General features: G+C 44.0%; 18 protein-coding genes and 1 pseudogene. All 19 read left to right on the top strand.

The window, feature by feature from the left end; translation table 11 throughout:
• Nucleotides 1–185 precede the first annotated feature (185 nt).
• A complete protein-coding gene (gene rpiB / locus CVD28_RS06650) occupies nucleotides 186–632 on the top strand; it encodes a ribose 5-phosphate isomerase B (protein WP_101591594.1) in 447 nt (148 codons plus the stop codon).
• A 256-nt stretch (nucleotides 633–888) separates the two neighbouring features.
• Nucleotides 889–1482, top strand: a complete 594-nt coding sequence (locus CVD28_RS06645) for a TIGR01440 family protein (protein WP_101591593.1) — start codon at nucleotides 889–891, stop codon at nucleotides 1480–1482.
• Nucleotides 1483–1756: 274 nt separating this feature from the next.
• Nucleotides 1757–3001, top strand: a complete 1245-nt coding sequence (glyA, locus tag CVD28_RS06640; RefSeq protein ID WP_101591592.1) for a serine hydroxymethyltransferase — start codon at nucleotides 1757–1759, stop codon at nucleotides 2999–3001.
• A gap of 159 nt (nucleotides 3002–3160) precedes the next feature.
• On the top strand, nucleotides 3161–3790 hold the full coding sequence (gene upp / locus CVD28_RS06635) for a uracil phosphoribosyltransferase (protein WP_101591591.1): 630 nt from the start codon (nucleotides 3161–3163) through the stop codon (nucleotides 3788–3790).
• 19 nt (nucleotides 3791–3809) lie between these two features.
• A complete protein-coding gene (gene wecB, locus CVD28_RS06630; RefSeq protein ID WP_101591590.1) occupies nucleotides 3810–4961 on the top strand; it encodes a non-hydrolyzing UDP-N-acetylglucosamine 2-epimerase in 1152 nt (383 codons plus the stop codon).
• A 197-nt stretch (nucleotides 4962–5158) separates the two neighbouring features.
• Nucleotides 5159–7384, top strand: a complete 2226-nt coding sequence (locus CVD28_RS06625) for a S8 family serine peptidase (RefSeq protein ID WP_101591589.1) — start codon at nucleotides 5159–5161, stop codon at nucleotides 7382–7384.
• A 245-nt stretch (nucleotides 7385–7629) separates the two neighbouring features.
• Complete coding sequence (locus CVD28_RS06620) at nucleotides 7630–7851, top strand: AtpZ/AtpI family protein (protein WP_101591735.1); 222 nt, start codon at nucleotides 7630–7632, stop codon at nucleotides 7849–7851.
• A gap of 8 nt (nucleotides 7852–7859) precedes the next feature.
• Nucleotides 7860–8228: an ATP synthase subunit I gene (locus tag CVD28_RS06615; protein ID WP_101591588.1), complete on the top strand. Its 369-nt coding sequence runs from the start codon at nucleotides 7860–7862 to the stop codon at nucleotides 8226–8228.
• Nucleotides 8229–8249: 21 nt separating this feature from the next.
• Nucleotides 8250–8984, top strand: a complete 735-nt coding sequence (atpB, locus tag CVD28_RS06610) for a F0F1 ATP synthase subunit A (protein ID WP_101591587.1) — start codon at nucleotides 8250–8252, stop codon at nucleotides 8982–8984.
• A 77-nt stretch (nucleotides 8985–9061) separates the two neighbouring features.
• Nucleotides 9062–9286 (top strand): F0F1 ATP synthase subunit C, encoded by a 225-nt coding sequence (gene atpE, locus CVD28_RS06605; RefSeq protein WP_101591586.1) that lies wholly within the window; start codon nucleotides 9062–9064, stop codon nucleotides 9284–9286.
• Nucleotides 9287–9456: 170 nt separating this feature from the next.
• Entirely contained in the window at nucleotides 9457–9984 is a 528-nt protein-coding gene (gene atpF, locus CVD28_RS06600; RefSeq protein ID WP_101591585.1) for a F0F1 ATP synthase subunit B, read from the top strand.
• Nucleotides 9981–10517: a F0F1 ATP synthase subunit delta gene (locus CVD28_RS06595; protein WP_101591584.1), complete on the top strand. Its 537-nt coding sequence runs from the start codon at nucleotides 9981–9983 to the stop codon at nucleotides 10515–10517. Before atpF ends, CVD28_RS06595 begins: the two co-directional genes overlap by 4 nt.
• A gap of 25 nt (nucleotides 10518–10542) precedes the next feature.
• Nucleotides 10543–12051: a F0F1 ATP synthase subunit alpha gene (gene atpA, locus CVD28_RS06590; RefSeq protein ID WP_101591583.1), complete on the top strand. Its 1509-nt coding sequence runs from the start codon at nucleotides 10543–10545 to the stop codon at nucleotides 12049–12051.
• A gap of 35 nt (nucleotides 12052–12086) precedes the next feature.
• Nucleotides 12087–12944: an ATP synthase F1 subunit gamma gene (gene atpG / locus CVD28_RS06585; RefSeq protein ID WP_101591582.1), complete on the top strand. Its 858-nt coding sequence runs from the start codon at nucleotides 12087–12089 to the stop codon at nucleotides 12942–12944.
• Between the two features lie 136 nt (nucleotides 12945–13080).
• Nucleotides 13081–14478, top strand: coding sequence for a F0F1 ATP synthase subunit beta (gene atpD, locus CVD28_RS06580; protein WP_101591581.1), 1398 nt, complete (start codon nucleotides 13081–13083; stop codon nucleotides 14476–14478).
• A gap of 24 nt (nucleotides 14479–14502) precedes the next feature.
• Complete coding sequence (locus tag CVD28_RS06575; protein WP_101591580.1) at nucleotides 14503–14907, top strand: F0F1 ATP synthase subunit epsilon; 405 nt, start codon at nucleotides 14503–14505, stop codon at nucleotides 14905–14907.
• A 693-nt stretch (nucleotides 14908–15600) separates the two neighbouring features.
• Complete coding sequence (locus tag CVD28_RS06565) at nucleotides 15601–15975, top strand: NADH-quinone oxidoreductase subunit A (RefSeq protein ID WP_101591578.1); 375 nt, start codon at nucleotides 15601–15603, stop codon at nucleotides 15973–15975.
• Entirely contained in the window at nucleotides 15966–16478 is a 513-nt protein-coding gene (locus CVD28_RS06560) for a NuoB/complex I 20 kDa subunit family protein (protein ID WP_101591577.1), read from the top strand. Before CVD28_RS06565 ends, CVD28_RS06560 begins: the two co-directional genes overlap by 10 nt.
• A gap of 2 nt (nucleotides 16479–16480) precedes the next feature.
• Nucleotides 16481–16778, top strand: a pseudogene (locus tag CVD28_RS06555) (NADH-quinone oxidoreductase subunit C); the annotation flags it as partial.

Below are 16778 nucleotides of genomic sequence, written 5' to 3'. Positions count from 1 at the left end.
AATCCAAGTCCGGTCTGTAAAAACTCCTGGCTGCCAGTAAAAGCAGATCAAAGGAATTGCCAGGCCGGATTTTTCTGCAGAAAAAATGTATTCTGGCAGTGCATTCATAAAAAAGGAACGTTGCTTTATCTTTTAATTTGATTGTGTCAAAATATAAACAAAGAAGGTCATAAGGAGGCAATAATATGAAGGTAGCTATAGCTTCAGACCACGGCGGATTAAATATCCGCGAGGAAATAAAGAATTTGCTAACAGAACTGGGTATTGAGTTTGAGGATTTCGGCTGTGATTGCGGTACATCAGTCGACTATCCGGATTACGCCCTTCCAGTAGCTGAGAAGGTGGCGAACGGGGAATTTGACCGCGGCATTTTAATTTGCGGTACTGGAATCGGGATGAGTATTGCTGCGAATAAAGTGAAAGGCATTCGCTGCGCGCTGGTTCATGATGTATTCAGTGCAAAAGCGACCCGCCAGCATAATGACAGCAACATTCTCGCGATGGGCGAACGTGTAATTGGCCCAGGGCTGGCCAGGGAAATTGCCAAGACTTGGCTTGGAGAAGAGTATGAAGGCGGCCGCCATGCTGCGCGTGTCGGAAAAATCACAGAATACGAAAAAGCAAATCTCTGATAGCATTATTTACTAGCTAAGAAAGTATATCTTTTTTAATAAGGTACAGATGTCTAGCTCCAGCACTCAGCCCCGACGCACAAGACGTGCTAGTGCCGGCGTCGCCACAGGACAAGGAACGCTTCGGCAGCGATTCATCGCACGAAACAAAGCGACAGCTTTGTGAGGACGTGGCAGACCTTAGTCGACGTTCCTTGTATCAGGGGCTTGCGCTTTTCTAATAACCACTCTAAATTCGGAAAGGATGGGCTTTGTTATGGCATTCGAGCAATCTGTTTCATCTGATTTGGAGGTATGGCGAACACAGTTGCGGACTTTATTGGGGGATTTACAGGATGAGGCCCAATTACAGGACAAGCATCTTCTGGTTGTTGGCTGCAGTACCAGTGAGGTAATTGGAAAAAGGATTGGAACCGAAGGAACACTTGATGCCGCTGCCATTATTTTTAGAGAATTTGAGGCATTTCAGCAAAAAACCGGATTGAATTTGGCTTTCCAATGCTGTGAACACTTGAACAGGGCGCTTGTTGTCACTCGCCAAACAGCTGAAAGCCGCGGGTATGAAGAGGTTGCGGTCATCCCAGTACAAACAGCGGGCGGTGCGATGGCTGCATATGCGTTCAACCACCTGAATCAGGCTGTTGTTGTGGAGCATATTAAGGCTGATGCCGGTATTGATATCGGTGATACCTTTATCGGCATGCATTTAAAGCATGTGGCGGTGCCGGTGCGAAGTAAAATCAGGCAGGTAGGCCATGCGCATGTAACGATGGCAAAGACACGCCCCAAGTTAATCGGCGGCGAGCGGGCTGTATATGATAATAAGCCAGAATTAAAGAGCTGTACGTAAAGACAGATTAAATTAAAAGCTCTGCCGTTTTTATAAAGAAGGCAGGGCTTTTTTGATGCTTAATTATATTAAACGGTTAAAAACCGAATGTTTTTATACCAATCAGTAAAAATGTTCGTAAAAAAATACCTTTCGGCTACTACCATAACTATTTTGAACGTGATAATATAGAATAGAATTTTCGAAAAATACCGCTTTTTGCAAAGGTCTTTCCTGGGAACGGACTTTTGTACATAACCAAAAACAAATGCACTATTATCTGAGGGGGATTCCAATGAACCATTTGGCGAAGCAGGATGAGCAAGTATGGAAGGCAATACAAAAAGAACTCGGACGTCAACGAAGCAAGATTGAATTGATAGCTTCAGAGAACTTCGTAAGTGAATCAGTGATGGAAGCGCAAGGTTCAGTATTGACGAACAAGTATGCAGAAGGTTATCCCGGAAAACGTTATTATGGCGGTTGTGAATATGTAGATATCGTGGAGGATTTGGCACGTGACCGGGCGAAAGAAATCTTCGGCGCAGAGCACGCAAATGTCCAGCCTCACTCAGGTGCACAGGCAAACATGGCGGTTTATTTCACCATTTTGGAGCAAGGGGATACGGTCCTAGGGATGAATCTTTCCCACGGCGGCCACTTAACACATGGAAGTGCCGTTAACTTCAGTGGTGTGCAATACAATTTCGTTGAATATGGTGTCGATAAAGAAAAGCAAATGATTGACTATGAAGACGTTCTCGAGAAGGCTCGTACACATAAGCCGAAGCTGATTGTAGCTGGTGCGAGTGCTTATCCGAGAGAGATCGATTTCAAGCGCTTCAGGGAAATCGCTGACGAGGTAGGAGCATATTTGATGGTTGACATGGCGCATATTGCAGGCCTTGTAGCGGCGGGACTTCACCAAAATCCAGTGCCTTACGCTGATTTTGTTACTACTACTACTCATAAGACACTTCGCGGACCTCGCGGAGGGATGATCCTTTGTAAGGAAGAATTCGCAAAGAAAATTGACAAGTCTATTTTTCCGGGCATCCAGGGCGGCCCTCTTATGCATGTTATTGCAGCTAAAGCAGTTGCTTTTGGCGAAGCGCTTCAAGAGGATTTTAAACAGTATGCACAGAATATTATTGATAACGCCAAGCGCCTTGGCGAAGCTTTGAAAAAAGAAGGAATTACTCTCGTTTCTGACGGAACTGATAATCACCTCCTGCTTCTTGATGTCCGTTCGCTAAACCTTACTGGAAAAGTGGCTGAAAAAGCACTGGATGATATCGGAATCACTGTAAACAAAAACACGATTCCATTCGATCCGGAAAGCCCATTTGTTACAAGCGGCATCAGAATCGGTACAGCCGCTGTTACTTCACGCGGGTTTATCCTTGAAGACATGGATGAAATCGCAGCGATTATCGGTCTAGTACTGAAAAACCATGAAGATGAATCCAAACTGGAAGAAGCCAAGCAGCGTGTAGAGGCACTTTCTGGTAAATATCAGTTATACCCAACATTGTCATAAAGCTTACACTAAACCTTTCCGGCCCATTTCCGGAAAGGTTTAGTTATGTTTTAGGGAAAAGTAAGCTTTCGGCATAAGTTGAAGAAAAATGTTTTTTTCTGTAGAATGAGTTGAAGTGCAAATTTTACTGGAATAAGAATATGAAAAGGAGAGATCCTTATGGGAAAGGTATACGTTTTTGATCATCCTTTAATCCAACACAAGCTTACATACATCCGTGATATAAGAACGGGTACAAAGGAATTCCGTGAATTGGTCGATGAAGTCGCAACCTTGATGGCGTTTGAAATTACAAGGGACATGCCGCTTGAAGAAGTGGAGATTGAAACGCCTGTCCGAAAAGCCAAATCAAAGGTCCTTTCCGGCAAAAAGCTTGGTATAGTACCGATTTTGCGTGCCGGTATCGGTATGGTAGATGGTATTTTAAAGCTGATTCCTGCTGCAAAGGTAGGACATGTCGGCCTATATCGCGATCCAGAAACGCTGAAGCCTGTGGAATATTACATCAAGCTTCCTAGTGATGTTGAGGAAAGAGAATTTATCGTTGTGGATCCGATGCTCGCGACTGGCGGATCAGCTATCGAGGCTCTTCATTCACTGAAAAAGCGCGGTGCGGCTAACATTAAATTTATGTGTCTGATCGCTGCGCCAGAAGGTGTCGATGCACTTAAAGAAGCACATCCTGATGTGGATATTTATATTGCGGCACTTGATGAAAAATTAAATGACCATGGCTATATCGTTCCGGGCCTTGGTGATGCCGGAGACCGTTTATTTGGGACGAAATAAATCCCAAAAGGAGTAATGCATGAATAATCCAATTAGAGTAATGACCATATTTGGTACTAGGCCTGAAGCTATTAAAATGGCACCGTTAGTGCTTGAATTGAACAAACATCCTGAGTTTGAGTCAATTGTTACAGTAACTGCCCAGCACAGGCAGATGCTCGACCAGGTTCTGGATATTTTTTCAATAAATCCTGACTATGACCTGAATATTATGAAGGATCGCCAGACACTTATCGATGTTACGACGAGAGGGCTGGAAGGGCTTGATAAAGTTATGAAAGAAGTAAAGCCGGACATTGTCCTTGTACATGGTGATACGACGACTACCTTTATCGCCAGCCTTGCTGCTTTTTATAATCAAATAGCCATCGGCCATGTGGAAGCGGGCCTTCGCACATGGAATAAATATTCTCCGTTCCCTGAGGAAATGAACCGTCAATTGACTGGCGTAATGGCTGACCTGCATTTTGCGCCAACAACAAAATCGGCTCACAACCTGTTAAATGAGAACAAAAAGGAAGAGTCTATATTTATTACTGGGAATACGGCAATTGACGCATTGTCGACAACTGTAAATGAAGATTATTCTCATCCTGTTCTCGATAAGCTTGGGAATGACCGTTTGGTATTATTAACAGCACATCGCCGTGAAAATCTTGGTGAGCCTATGAGGAATATGTTTAGAGCGGTAAAACGCCTGGTAGAAGAGAATGATGATGTTCAAGTGATTTATCCAGTTCACCTCAATCCTGTTGTCCGTGAACTTGCAGATGAAGTCTTGGGCAATGATCCAAGAATCCAGCTGATCGAACCTCTTGATGTCTTTGATTTCCATAACTTTGCGGCACGGGCACATTTGATTCTTACAGATTCGGGCGGTGTTCAGGAAGAGGCCCCGTCTCTTGGTGTTCCTGTATTGGTATTAAGGGATACAACAGAGCGTCCAGAAGGAATTGAAGCAGGAACCCTGAAGCTTGCGGGTATCGAGGAAGAAACCATTTACAGCCTTGCTTCTGAACTTTTAAATGATGATGCAGCACATGCGAAAATGGCAAAGGCCGGAAACCCGTATGGAGATGGAAAAGCATCTGGCCGTATAGCAGAAGCGATCAAGTACTATTTTCAAAAACTCGACAGCCGTCCAGAACCATATAACCCATTAGAACAATAATAATTCCCTATATATCAGAAAACCCTGTTAGATAAATCAGACAGGGTTTTTTGGTATTTTTAAAAGGTTTAATAATAAAATTGCGATAGATCAGCTTAAGGTTGAAAAAAATTCCTTATACCAGTGCTGCAGAAAAAAGAGTTTCTTGTATATGTCCTTTCCTCCGGTGAAACGCTATTCAAAAAGGAGGAGTTGGGATGACTATCAAAACGGCAAGTATTATATTAGTGTTAATGCTTATTACCGGTTCATCCGCTTCTTCATCCATTAACAAGCTTCCTCCGCTTCCGAAGCAATCGCAGACGGAACAGATTCTTGCGATTGTGACGCTTGAAGCATCGGTTACAAAGCCACAAATTGATAAAATCCTATCATCCTACTCATCCATTCAATTGCGAAAACATTTCCAGTATGCTTTAAATGGGTTCTCGGTTCTTGGCAATCGCCAAGACCTCCAGCGATTAAAGACCAGCCCTTTAGTAAAGGAAGTTTCTGAAGCCTTGGTGTATAAGGTAACCCTTGATGAAAGTGTCCCATTTATCGGAGGCAGGGCAGCAAGGGGGATTTTTGACTCCTCCCATCATCGCCTCACAGGAAAAGGTGTAAAGGTAGGAGTAATTGATACAGGCATTGATTACAGCCACCCCGATTTACGAAGGTCATACAAGGGTGGGTCCGACATGGTAGACGGTGATGAGGATCCTATGGAAACAAGAGGGAAAGAAGGAGTGGCTACTTCGCATGGTACCCACGTAGCCGGGATCATCGCTGCAAACGGAAAAATCAAGGGAGTTGCACCTGAAGCGGAAATTATCGCCTACAGGGCACTCGGACCCGGCGGTATGGGTAATACCGAACAAGTAATTGCAGCCATTGACCGGGCTATTAAGGATTCAGTTGATGTGCTGAACCTGTCGCTTGGGAACAACGTAAATGGACCTGATTTACCGATTTCAATGGCCTTGGATAAGGCAGTGGAAAGCGGGATTACAGCTGTTACCTCAAGCGGTAATTCCGGGCCTGGCGTATGGACAGTGGGAACCCCGGGCACAGCCGGAAAATCTATTACCGTTGGAGCATCCACACCACCATTAGATGTTCCGTTTCTTGCGGCTGGACTCGGTGCGAGTAAAGCAAAGATAAGACTTTCTGAATTTCAGGGAAGCAAGCCGTGGAACTTTCGTAATACCCAGGAAGTCGTCAATGGAGGCATTGGGAAAAAAACTGAACTCAAACATGTGAAAAATAAAATAGCTCTAATTAAACGGGGCACATTGACATTTGCTGAAAAAATTAACAATGCTCAAAAAGCTGGAGCGGACGGTGTTATTATCTTTAATAATATCAACGGACCATTTACGGGCGGCTTGGTGGAGCCACAGGATATACCTGCTGTAAGCATTTCAAAGGAAGATGGTATTCGGCTTATAAACATAATGGAAGAAACTGGTTCTCTCACTGGAGCTTTTTATTATAAAAAAGAACAGGATCGGCTCGCGGATTTCAGTTCAAGAGGGCCTGTTACCGTTAATTGGGGAATAAAACCTGACCTGCTGGCCCCTGGAGTCTCTATTAAAAGTACGGTACCCTCAGGGTATTTAACGATGGCTGGAACAAGCATGGCGGCCCCGCATATAGCGGGTGCCTGCGCGTTATTAAAACAGGCTCACCCTGACTGGGGACCGGAAAAAATTAAATCTGCATTGATGACTACCGCAAAGCCGTTAAAAAAAGAAAGTGGCCAGGCATACCATACATTTGAACAAGGAGCAGGCCGGGTGGATCTAATCAGGGCTATAAAGGCTGACACCCTTGTAATCCCAGCTTCCTTATCTTTTGGGATGTTTACAGGTATAGCTGGACGTGAGGAGCGCCAGGTAAAAATAATCGTCGAGAATAGTGGAAACAAGACCAGACGTTATTCATTTAAATACCCGCCAAGAACAAACGGGGTAAAGTGGCGGATGCCTCAGGACTTTTTATTGAAGCCGGGGGAAAATAAGGCAGTGATAATCGGTGCAGCAGTGGATACCAGGAAATCCCGGGAGAAAATTACAGATGGTTATATAACGTTATCAGCAGGTGCCAAAGAAATTCAGCTTCCATACTTATATGTAATGGAAGAACCTAAGTACCCGCGGGTGATGGGGTTTGCGTTCGCAGCAGCTGATTCTCCGGACAGCTATAGATATGAGGTGTATTTGCCTGGAGGAGCTGAAGAATTTGGCATTGCTCTGTATGATTATGACAGTCTCCGGTTTGCAGGATACCTGGATTGGGCTTACAATGCACCGAGAGGCTTGATCAAAAGGGAGCTCTCTATAAAAAGCATGCCTCCAGCAGGAGTTTACAGAGCTGTTATTTTCGCCAGAAAAGCTGGCAGGGAAAACAGAATAGATCAGATAATCCAAATTGAGAAGTAAATAATTATCAAGTGGGAATTAATGGTTATTTTTGGATTTTTTAATGAAAATGTGAACAAATCGTTAATTATTACGAAGGTGTGACATTTTTCACTATGGAGCGATTGACAACGTAAGGTGCCTATTGTATGCTAACAAAGGGCATGAATGACAGGGTTTCCAACACTGCTGTGCAATTTTATTCCCGTTTGTGCACAATGCAATTATATGTTTTCACCCTCAAAATTACCCGCGAGGAAGTTGCCATGCGTCAAAAAGAACGCCACTTATTCAGGGCAATGGCATTAACATCTGCAATTCTATCCCAATTGGTCGGATGCACTTTAGTAGGTTTGTTTGCCGGAAGATTGTTCGACAGCAAGCTGGACTCTGCTCCGTTTTTAATGGTGGTAGGTCTTCTTTTAGGACTTGCTGCTGGCACATATGCCATGCTGCGCACTGTCCGACAATATTTCTCAGGAGATTAATTATTATAATGCCAGATTTAGAAGCAATGTTTATCAGGCAACGTAAATACATAATGTATATGTTGTCCTTTTATCTTTTATGTGCGGGAATAACTCCGTATAAAACCGTTTTCCTTGGCCTGGTGCTGGGAACGGCTATTAGTCTGTTCAATTTCTGGTCAATGGTCCAGAAAAACAGGAAGTTCTCCGAAGCGGTTGCTGCAGGGAAGAAAGTGAAATCCCTCGGCATGGTAACGAGGTTATCCATGGGAGCCCTGGCTGCAGTCATTGCCTTGAGGTATCCGGATCAATTTCATATGGTTAGTGTGGTAGTTGGATTAATGACATCCTATTTGGTCATTATGATAGATTATTTTATCCAAAATCTACGTCGATAGTAAAAAGAGAGGTGAATACTGATGAATCATGAAGCTCCAATAGTAGAATTTCTGGGACTGCATTTCAACTTGGCGAACATCATGATGATTACTATTGCAAGTCTTATAGTTTTCATACTCGCTGTTGTTTCTACCCGCCGGACTGAGATGAAACCGACGGGGATCCAAAACTTTATGGAATGGGTCCTGGATTTCGTGAAAGGTATCATTAACAGTTCGATGGATTGGCAAACTGGCGGGCGCTTCCTTGTACTTGGAATGACCCTGATTATGTATATCTTTGTTTCAAACATGTTAGGTTTGCCTTTCTCAATAGTGGTAGGCCACGAACTGTGGTGGAAATCACCAACTGCTGACCCGGCTATCACCATGACACTGGCAGTAATGGTAATGGGTTTATCCCACTATTATGGTGTCAAAATGCTGGGGCCGAAAGCATATGGAAAAACATTTTTCCAGCCAATGAGTTTTATGTTCCCGTTAAAAATTATCGAAGAGTTTGCAAACACCCTTACATTGGGTCTGCGGCTTTACGGTAATATCTATGCAGGCGAAATCCTTCTGGGATTGCTTGCCGGCCTTGCCACAAATGGTTATGCCAATGGAGTGGGAAGCGGTATTATAGGTACATTATCTGCAGCTGTTCCAATGCTTGCATGGCAGGGATTCAGTGTCTTTGTAGGTTCAATTCAGGCGTTTATTTTTGTAATGTTAACAATGGTTTTCATATCACATAAAGTGAGCCAGGACCATTAATTATAAACTTTGTTCATTTTTTGAACACCAAGTTGCAAAAAAATAAAAACATATATTTCCAAGGAGGAAAAATTATCATGACAGGTTCTTTAGGTCTTATCGCAGCAGCGATTGCAGTTGGTTTAGGTGCGCTTGGCGCCGGTATTGGTAACGGTCTTATTGTTGGACGTACAATCGAAGGTATGGCACGTCAGCCAGAAGCTCGCGGTATGCTACAAACAACAATGTTCATCGGGGTTGCGTTAGTTGAAGCCCTTCCAATCATTGGGGTAGTTATCGGTTTCATCGTTTTAGGAAGATAAGCAGCAGTATTGAAATGATGGCGAAGATCATTCGATAAGAACCTTCGCCATTACTTTATGTCTATAATCCTTAAACACAGGTAATTTAACCTAGAAATCTCTTTTCAAATATATCTATTTGAAAATTTCAAAGACTATAGAGCGAATCTTTTGAAGGGAGTGAGCCGAGCGTGTCAACGAATGTTTTTGTTTTGGGAGCAGCTGAGGGAGGTCTTCACTTTAACAGTGGTGACATTATATTTCAGCTTGTAATCTTTATTATCCTGTTGGCGTTGGTAAAGAAATTTGCATGGGGCCCTTTAATGGGAATCATGAAACAGCGTGAAGAATTTATTGCAAATGAAATCACTGCTGCAGAAGCGAGCCGTGCGGAAGCAAGCAAGCTTCTTGAAGAGCAGCGTGAACTTCTAAAGCAATCCCGTGTTGAAGCGGGCCAGTTAATCGAAAACGCGAAGAAGCAAGGCGAAGCGCAGCGTGAAGATATTATTACGACTGCACGTGCTGAGGCGGAACGCTTGAAAGAATCAGCTAGACGTGAAATCGTACAGGAAAAGGAAAAAGCAGTTTCTGCTTTGCGTGAGCAGGTTGCATCCTTATCTGTTCTTATTGCGTCCAAGGTTATTGAGAAAGAACTTTCTGAAGCAGACCAGGAAAAGCTGATTAAGGAGTATATTCAAGAGGCAGGAGAAGAGCGATGAGCGATATCTCAGTAGCAAAGCGATATGCTGTCGCGCTTTTTCAAATTGCTAAAGAGCAAAACCTTTTTGATCAGATTGAAGAAGATCTTCGTGCGGTCAAGGAAGTATTCAAAACCAATGGAGAACTGCTTGAATTCCTGAAGCATCCTAAAGTAACAAATGAAGCTAAAAAACAGCTTATTGAAGATACTTTCATTAATATTTCGGATCCGGTCAAGAACACGCTTAAGCTAATGACTGACCGTCACCGTACAGATGTGATTGTACAGATGGCTGTTGATTTCATCGAGCTTGCCAACGAAGAAAAATCAGTGGCAGATGCACAGGTTTACACTGTTCGTCCGCTTTCAGATTCCGAACGGGATGCTGTTTCTTCTTCATTTGCAGCTAAAGTCGGCAAAAGCACATTACGAATTGAAAATATAGTAGACCGCGGTCTATTGGGCGGCATTAAGCTTCGCATTGGCAACCGCATTTTTGACGGAAGCGTAAGCGGCAAGCTTGAGCGTCTTGAAAGAGAACTATTAAGGTAATATTTCGCAGATAGGGGTGAAATTCATGAGCATCAAAGCTGAAGAAATCAGTGCGCTGATTAAAAAGCAGATTGAAAATTATCAATCGGAAATTAAAGTAAGCGATGTAGGTACTGTTATCGTAGTTGGTGACGGTATTGCTCGCGTTCATGGTCTAGATAATGTCATGGCCGGAGAGCTCGTAGAATTTTCAAACGGTTCAATGGGTATGGCACAGAACCTGGAAGAAAATAACGTTGGTATCGTTATTCTTGGGCCTTACGCAGAAATTCGCGAAGGCTCTGAAGTACGCCGTACAGGACGCATCATGGAGGTACCTGTAGGTGAAGAACTAATCGGACGTGTAGTTAACCCGCTTGGCCAGCCGGTAGACGGACTTGGACCAATCAACTCAACAAAAACTCGTCCAATTGAAAGCCCAGCAACAGGTGTAATGGACCGTAAATCTGTTCATGAACCGCTTCAGACTGGTATTAAAGCGATCGATGCTCTTGTGCCAATCGGGCGCGGACAGCGTGAATTAATCATCGGTGACCGCCAGACTGGTAAAACGTCTGTTGCCATCGATACAATCTTAAATCAAGCAGATCAAAACATGATCTGTATCTATGTTGCAATCGGACAAAAAGAATCTACAGTACGTAATACTGTTGAAACATTGCGTAAGCACGGTGCCCTGGATTACACAATCGTAGTTACAGCATCTGCTTCCCAGCCTGCTCCTCTATTATACTTGGCTCCTTATGCCGGTGTTACTATGGGAGAAGAGTTTATGTTCAATGGCAAGCATGTTCTTATTGTTTATGATGATCTATCAAAACAAGCAGCAGCTTACCGTGAGCTTTCCCTATTACTTCGCCGTCCTCCAGGCCGTGAAGCATTTCCAGGGGATGTATTCTATTTGCACTCACGTTTATTGGAGCGTGCAGCAAAACTGAACGACACACACGGTGCAGGTTCAATCACTGCATTGCCATTCGTTGAGACTCAGGCTGGCGATATCTCTGCTTATATCCCAACAAACGTTATCTCTATTACAGATGGACAAATCTTCTTGCAGTCTGACTTGTTCTTCTCAGGCGTACGCCCTGCCATCAACGCTGGTCTTTCCGTATCCCGCGTAGGTGGATCTGCTCAGATCAAGGCGATGAAGAAGGTTGCGGGTACACTCCGTCTTGACCTTGCTTCTTTCCGTGAACTTGAAGCATTTGCACAGTTTGGTTCTGACCTTGATAAAGCAACTCAGGCAAAGCTTGCCCGTGGTGCACGTACTGTTGAAGTTCTTAAGCAGGATTTGAACAAGCCTGTAGCAGTTGAAAAGCAAGTTATGATTTTCTACGCTCTTACACGCGGACATCTTGACAGCATTCCTACTGAGCAAATCCGTCGTTTTGAATCAGAATTCCATGCTTGGCTAGATCGCAACCACACTCATTTATTAGACCATATCCGCACAACCGGCGACCTTCCTAAGGACGACGGGATGACAGCGGCAATCACTGAATTTAAAAAGACATTCGTTATTGCTGAATAATTGGTCTATAAATTGTAAAAGGGTGGTGAGAATGAATGGCATCATTACGCGATATAAAAAGCCGGATAACATCTACTAAAAAGTCGAGCCAGATTACGAAAGCGATGCAGATGGTTTCCGCATCAAAATGGAACCGTGCTGAAGGTAATGCGAAAAGGTTCGTTCCTTACATGGATAAAATCCAGGAGGTAGTTGCGAGCATTGCAGCTGCAAGTACTTCTGTAAGACATCCTATGCTTGTTTCACGTCCCGTTAAAAAGACAGGTTATCTTGTCATTACATCGGATCGTGGACTTGCTGGAGCATACAACAGCAGCATTCTGCGCCATGTCTTTCAAACAATTAAAAGGCGCCACAAATCCCAGGATGAGTATACAATCATCGCTATCGGGAGAGTGGGAAGAGACTTTTTTGTTAACCGGAAAATCAATGTTGAACTGGAAGTTGTCGGCCTTTCCGACCAGCCTTCCTTTGCTGATATAAATGATCTTGCAAGATCTGCAGTCGGACTGTTCCAGCAGGGAGCATACGATGAACTGTACATGTATTATAACCATTATGTCAGTGCGATCCAGCAGGATGTTACAGAAAAGAAATTGCTGCCATTGACGGATATCAAGCCTTCCGGCAAATTGGCTTCATATGAATTTGAACCATCTGCTGAAGAAATTCTTGAAGTGCTGCTTCCTCAATATGCAGAAAGCCTAATCTATGGTGCTTTACTGGACGGGAAAGCAAGTGAGCACGCTGCTCGTATGACTGCTATGAAAAATGCAACGGATAATGCGGCTGAACTGATTGATTCTCTTTCACTGCAATACAACCGAGCACGCCAGGCAGCCATTACCCAGGAAATCACTGAAATTGTCGGCGGTGCCGCCGCACTGGAATAAAAGAAAAACCGGAGCCAGCAGGTTTGACGGACAATTATTGTTCAGTTCAAGGGGGGAAGACAAGCCTTTCTTATCCTGTGGCCTCCGGTATTTATATGAATGGATAGTGTCATAAGTTATGTTAGGAGGGAACAAGATGAATAAAGGACGCATTATACAAGTTATGGGTCCGGTTGTTGACGTTAAGTTTGAAAGCGGTCAGCTTCCAAAAATCCATAACGCGTTAAGAATAGAAGATGCAGCATCCGGCGACAGCTTAACTCTTGAAGTTGCCCTTCATCTAGGAGATGATGCTGTTCGTACGGTTGCGATGTCTTCAACTGACGGTTTAACTCGTGGAACAGTATTTGTAGATACAGGTGCACCAATTTCTGTACCAGTTGGTGACGTTACGCTTGGACGTGTTTTCAACGTACTTGGAGAAAACATCGACCTTGATGCACCGATTGCTGCAGAAGCTACAAGGAATCCAATCCACAGACAAGCACCATCATTTGAGAACCTTTCTACAGAAGTAGAAATTCTTGAAACAGGGATCAAGGTAGTAGACCTTCTTGCTCCTTATATCAAAGGTGGAAAGATCGGTCTGTTCGGTGGAGCAGGTGTTGGTAAGACTGTATTAATTCAGGAGCTTATCAACAACATCGCTCAAGAGCACGGCGGTATTTCCGTATTTGCTGGTGTTGGTGAACGTACTCGTGAAGGAAATGACCTTTTCCATGAAATGAGCGATTCTGGCGTTATCAAGAAAACAGCAATGGTATTCGGTCAGATGAATGAGCCTCCTGGCGCACGTATGCGTGTTGCCCTAACTGGTTTGACAATGGCTGAATATTTCCGTGATGAGCAAGGACAGGACGTTCTTTTCTTCATCGATAACATCTTCCGTTTCACACAAGCGGGTTCTGAAGTTTCCGCCCTATTAGGACGTATGCCTTCTGCCGTTGGTTACCAGCCAACTCTTGCTACTGAAATGGGACAATTACAAGAACGTATTACATCTACAAACGTAGGTTCCGTAACGTCTATCCAGGCGATCTACGTACCTGCGGATGACTATACTGACCCTGCTCCGGCAACAACTTTCGCTCACTTGGATGCTACAACAAACCTTGAGCGTAAGCTTTCCGAAATGGGTATCTATCCAGCGGTTGACCCGCTTGCTTCAACATCACGCGCATTGTCTCCAGAAATCGTCGGGGAAGAACATTACAATGTTGCCCGCCGTGTACAGCAGACTTTACAGCGCTATAAAGAGCTTCAGGACATCATCGCCATCCTTGGTATGGATGAGCTGACTGATGAAGATAAGCTTGTTGTTGCACGTGCACGCCGCATTCAATTCTTCCTGTCACAGAATTTCCACGTTGCCGAGCAGTTCACTGGACAAAAAGGCTCTTATGTACCAGTTAAAGAAACTGTTAAGGGCTTCAAAGAAATCCTTGAAGGAAAGTATGATGACCTTCCAGAGGATGCATTCCGTCTGGTAGGAAGAATTGAAGAAGTTGTTGAAAAAGCAAAACAAATGGCTTAATAAAGGGACCAAGGAGGGTATTAGATGAAGACGGTTAAAGTCAGTGTTGTTACTCCCGATGGCCCTGTATATGATTCTGAAGTCGAGATGATAAGCACAAAAGCGCAAAGCGGGGAGCTTGGCATCCTGCCAGGGCATATTCCTATGGTCGCTCCTCTGAAAATCGGTGCTGTTCGCCTTAAAAAAGGCGCAGAGACTGAATATTTAGCAGTAAGTGGCGGCTTTTTAGAAGTACGTCCTGATGTTGTAACCATTCTTGCCCAATCGGCAGAATCTACAGAAGACATCGATCTGGCACGGGCCCAGGCAGCGAAAGCGCGGGCTGAACAGCGTTTACAGGATAAACAGGACAATATAGATGCAAAAAGAGCAGAGCTTGCTCTGCAGCGAGCCATCAACCGTATATCTGTTGCGGAAAAGAATTTTTAAAAAAAGCACTATTCACCCTACAACTACGGGGTAGAATAGTGCTTTTTTTTGCTATGTTAAAGTTCATTCTTGATTCTGGAACTATGCTGATCGCAGCAAAAGGCTCGAGAATCCTCAATAATTTTTTTTTCCTTACTGCGGTGGTCAAGTTTAGTGTACCCGGGAGAAGCGGATCCAGGGAGACCCCGCAGGAGTATAACGCCGGAGGCTTCAGAACCGTCCGAGGAAAGCCAGTGCCCTTCGCTGCAATCAACAGGCAAGTTTAACAGAGCTTTCGGGTTATGAAAAACCATCCCTTTTTGTCTAAAGTATGACATCTCTCACAGACGAAAAAAGAAAATTGGGCGTAAACTAGTTAGGAGATTTTTATTTGGTCTGCAAAAGAGATATAGAACAGTTTTCCCGCCATTCTGCCGAACTGCGGTTTTGACTATGTATAATGCACTTTTCTAGCAATCTATTCGTGTTAAAAAGTCGTGGACCGGCATATAGTAAAGCAGTGCCAAATTACTTGGAAACAAATTCTAAGCTTTATCGACACACATTTTTAAGAGTGATATAATGTATTCGGTTACATTTATAAAAGTGTGAGCATTCTTACAATTTAGAGGAAATACCTTGTGCCAGAGTGCAGCTATAAAAGCTGACCCGCCTGACACAAAAGAATATCTTACATAATAAAGGGGGATGGGCATGGAACTTTTGAATCAGTATCAGAATAATTATCTGATAGTTTTTGTGTTTCTATGTCTAGGGATTTTACTGCCAGTTGTAGCTATATTAATAGGTAAGCTGCTTCGGCCTTATAAGCCATCCGAAGCTAAGTACACTACCTATGAAAGCGGGATTGAACCATTCCATGATTCAAGGGTTCAATTCAACGTCCGCTACTATATTTTTGCCTTAATGTTTGTCATTTTTGATGTAGAAACAGTATTTCTTTATCCTTGGGCGGTTGCCTATGAAAAACTGGGCATATTTGCACTTATTGAAATGCTGATTTTCGTTCTATTGCTGCTTATTGGACTTATCTACGCGTGGAAAAAGAAGGTGCTAAAATGGACTTAAAGATGGATAACATTTCTCCTGAAGAGATGGAAGAGCTGCAAAGGAACGTGTTTATGGCAACGCTTGAGCAAATAAAAGCATGGGCCAGGAGCAACTCCCTCTGGCCGATGACATTCGGTCTTGCCTGCTGTGCTATTGAGATGATGGGCGTTGGATCCTCCCACTATGACCTTGATCGTTTCGGTTCTTTTTTCCGTACATCCCCAAGACAATCTGACGTAATGATAGTGTCTGGAACGGTAACTAAAAAAATGGCTCCGATTGTAAAAAGGCTGTATGACCAAATGCCTGAGCCGAAGTGGGTAATCGCTATGGGATCTTGTGCAACAGCTGGAGGCCCATACGTAAGATCATATTCAGTTGTAAAAGGTGTCGACCAAATCGTTCCCGTTGATGTATATATTCCGGGCTGTCCGCCCAACCCAGCCGCTCTTATTTATGGAATCAATAAATTGAAAGAGAAGATTCGCTATGAGGCGAAAACCGGGAAGAAGGTGATTTAACCATGAGCGATGTAAAAGATCTCGATCAATTAAAGAAAGAGGCAGCCGCCAAGGCAAAAGCCGCCGCCCTCGAGAAGATGAAAGCGAAGGAAGAGGCAGAAGCGCCTGCAGAGCCAAGTGATGAAGCGGACCTGGCGAAGAAAAAAGCCGCCGCAGCAGCCAAGGCAAAAGCAGCAGCCCTCGCGAAGATGAAAGCGAAGGAAGAGGCAGAAGCGCCTGCAGAGCCAAGTGATGAAGCAGACCTGGCGAAGAAAAAAGCCGCCGCAGCAGCCAAGGCAAAGGCCGCTGCCCTCACGAAGA

It is taken from the genome of Bacillus sp. M6-12, assembly GCF_002860285.1.
In the GTDB taxonomy this organism is placed as follows: domain Bacteria; phylum Bacillota; class Bacilli; order Bacillales; family DSM-1321; genus Peribacillus.
This window is presented reverse-complemented; position numbering and strand designations above follow the sequence as displayed.

Excerpts from the sequence above, each read along its gene's own strand:
- CVD28_RS06595 (WP_101591584.1), top strand. The coding sequence starts at position 9,981 with ATGAGCGATATCTCAGTAGCAAAGCGATATGCTGTCGCGCTTTTTCAA.
- CVD28_RS06615 (WP_101591588.1), top strand. The coding sequence starts at position 7,860 with ATGCCAGATTTAGAAGCAATGTTTATCAGGCAACGTAAATACATAATG.
- atpA (WP_101591583.1), top strand. The coding sequence starts at position 10,543 with ATGAGCATCAAAGCTGAAGAAATCAGTGCGCTGATTAAAAAGCAGATT.
- upp (WP_101591591.1), top strand. The coding sequence starts at position 3,161 with ATGGGAAAGGTATACGTTTTTGATCATCCTTTAATCCAACACAAGCTT.
- atpG (WP_101591582.1), top strand. The coding sequence starts at position 12,087 with ATGGCATCATTACGCGATATAAAAAGCCGGATAACATCTACTAAAAAG.
- atpB (WP_101591587.1), top strand. The coding sequence starts at position 8,250 with ATGAATCATGAAGCTCCAATAGTAGAATTTCTGGGACTGCATTTCAAC.
- atpD (WP_101591581.1), top strand. The coding sequence starts at position 13,081 with ATGAATAAAGGACGCATTATACAAGTTATGGGTCCGGTTGTTGACGTT.
- glyA (WP_101591592.1), top strand. The coding sequence starts at position 1,757 with ATGAACCATTTGGCGAAGCAGGATGAGCAAGTATGGAAGGCAATACAA.
- CVD28_RS06575 (WP_101591580.1), top strand. The coding sequence starts at position 14,503 with ATGAAGACGGTTAAAGTCAGTGTTGTTACTCCCGATGGCCCTGTATAT.
- CVD28_RS06565 (WP_101591578.1), top strand. The coding sequence starts at position 15,601 with ATGGAACTTTTGAATCAGTATCAGAATAATTATCTGATAGTTTTTGTG.
- CVD28_RS06645 (WP_101591593.1), top strand. The coding sequence starts at position 889 with ATGGCATTCGAGCAATCTGTTTCATCTGATTTGGAGGTATGGCGAACA.
- wecB (WP_101591590.1), top strand. The coding sequence starts at position 3,810 with ATGAATAATCCAATTAGAGTAATGACCATATTTGGTACTAGGCCTGAA.
- CVD28_RS06560 (WP_101591577.1), top strand. The coding sequence starts at position 15,966 with ATGGACTTAAAGATGGATAACATTTCTCCTGAAGAGATGGAAGAGCTG.
- rpiB (WP_101591594.1), top strand. The coding sequence starts at position 186 with ATGAAGGTAGCTATAGCTTCAGACCACGGCGGATTAAATATCCGCGAG.
- CVD28_RS06625 (WP_101591589.1), top strand. The coding sequence starts at position 5,159 with ATGACTATCAAAACGGCAAGTATTATATTAGTGTTAATGCTTATTACC.
- atpE (WP_101591586.1), top strand. The coding sequence starts at position 9,062 with ATGACAGGTTCTTTAGGTCTTATCGCAGCAGCGATTGCAGTTGGTTTA.
- CVD28_RS06620 (WP_101591735.1), top strand. The coding sequence starts at position 7,630 with ATGCGTCAAAAAGAACGCCACTTATTCAGGGCAATGGCATTAACATCT.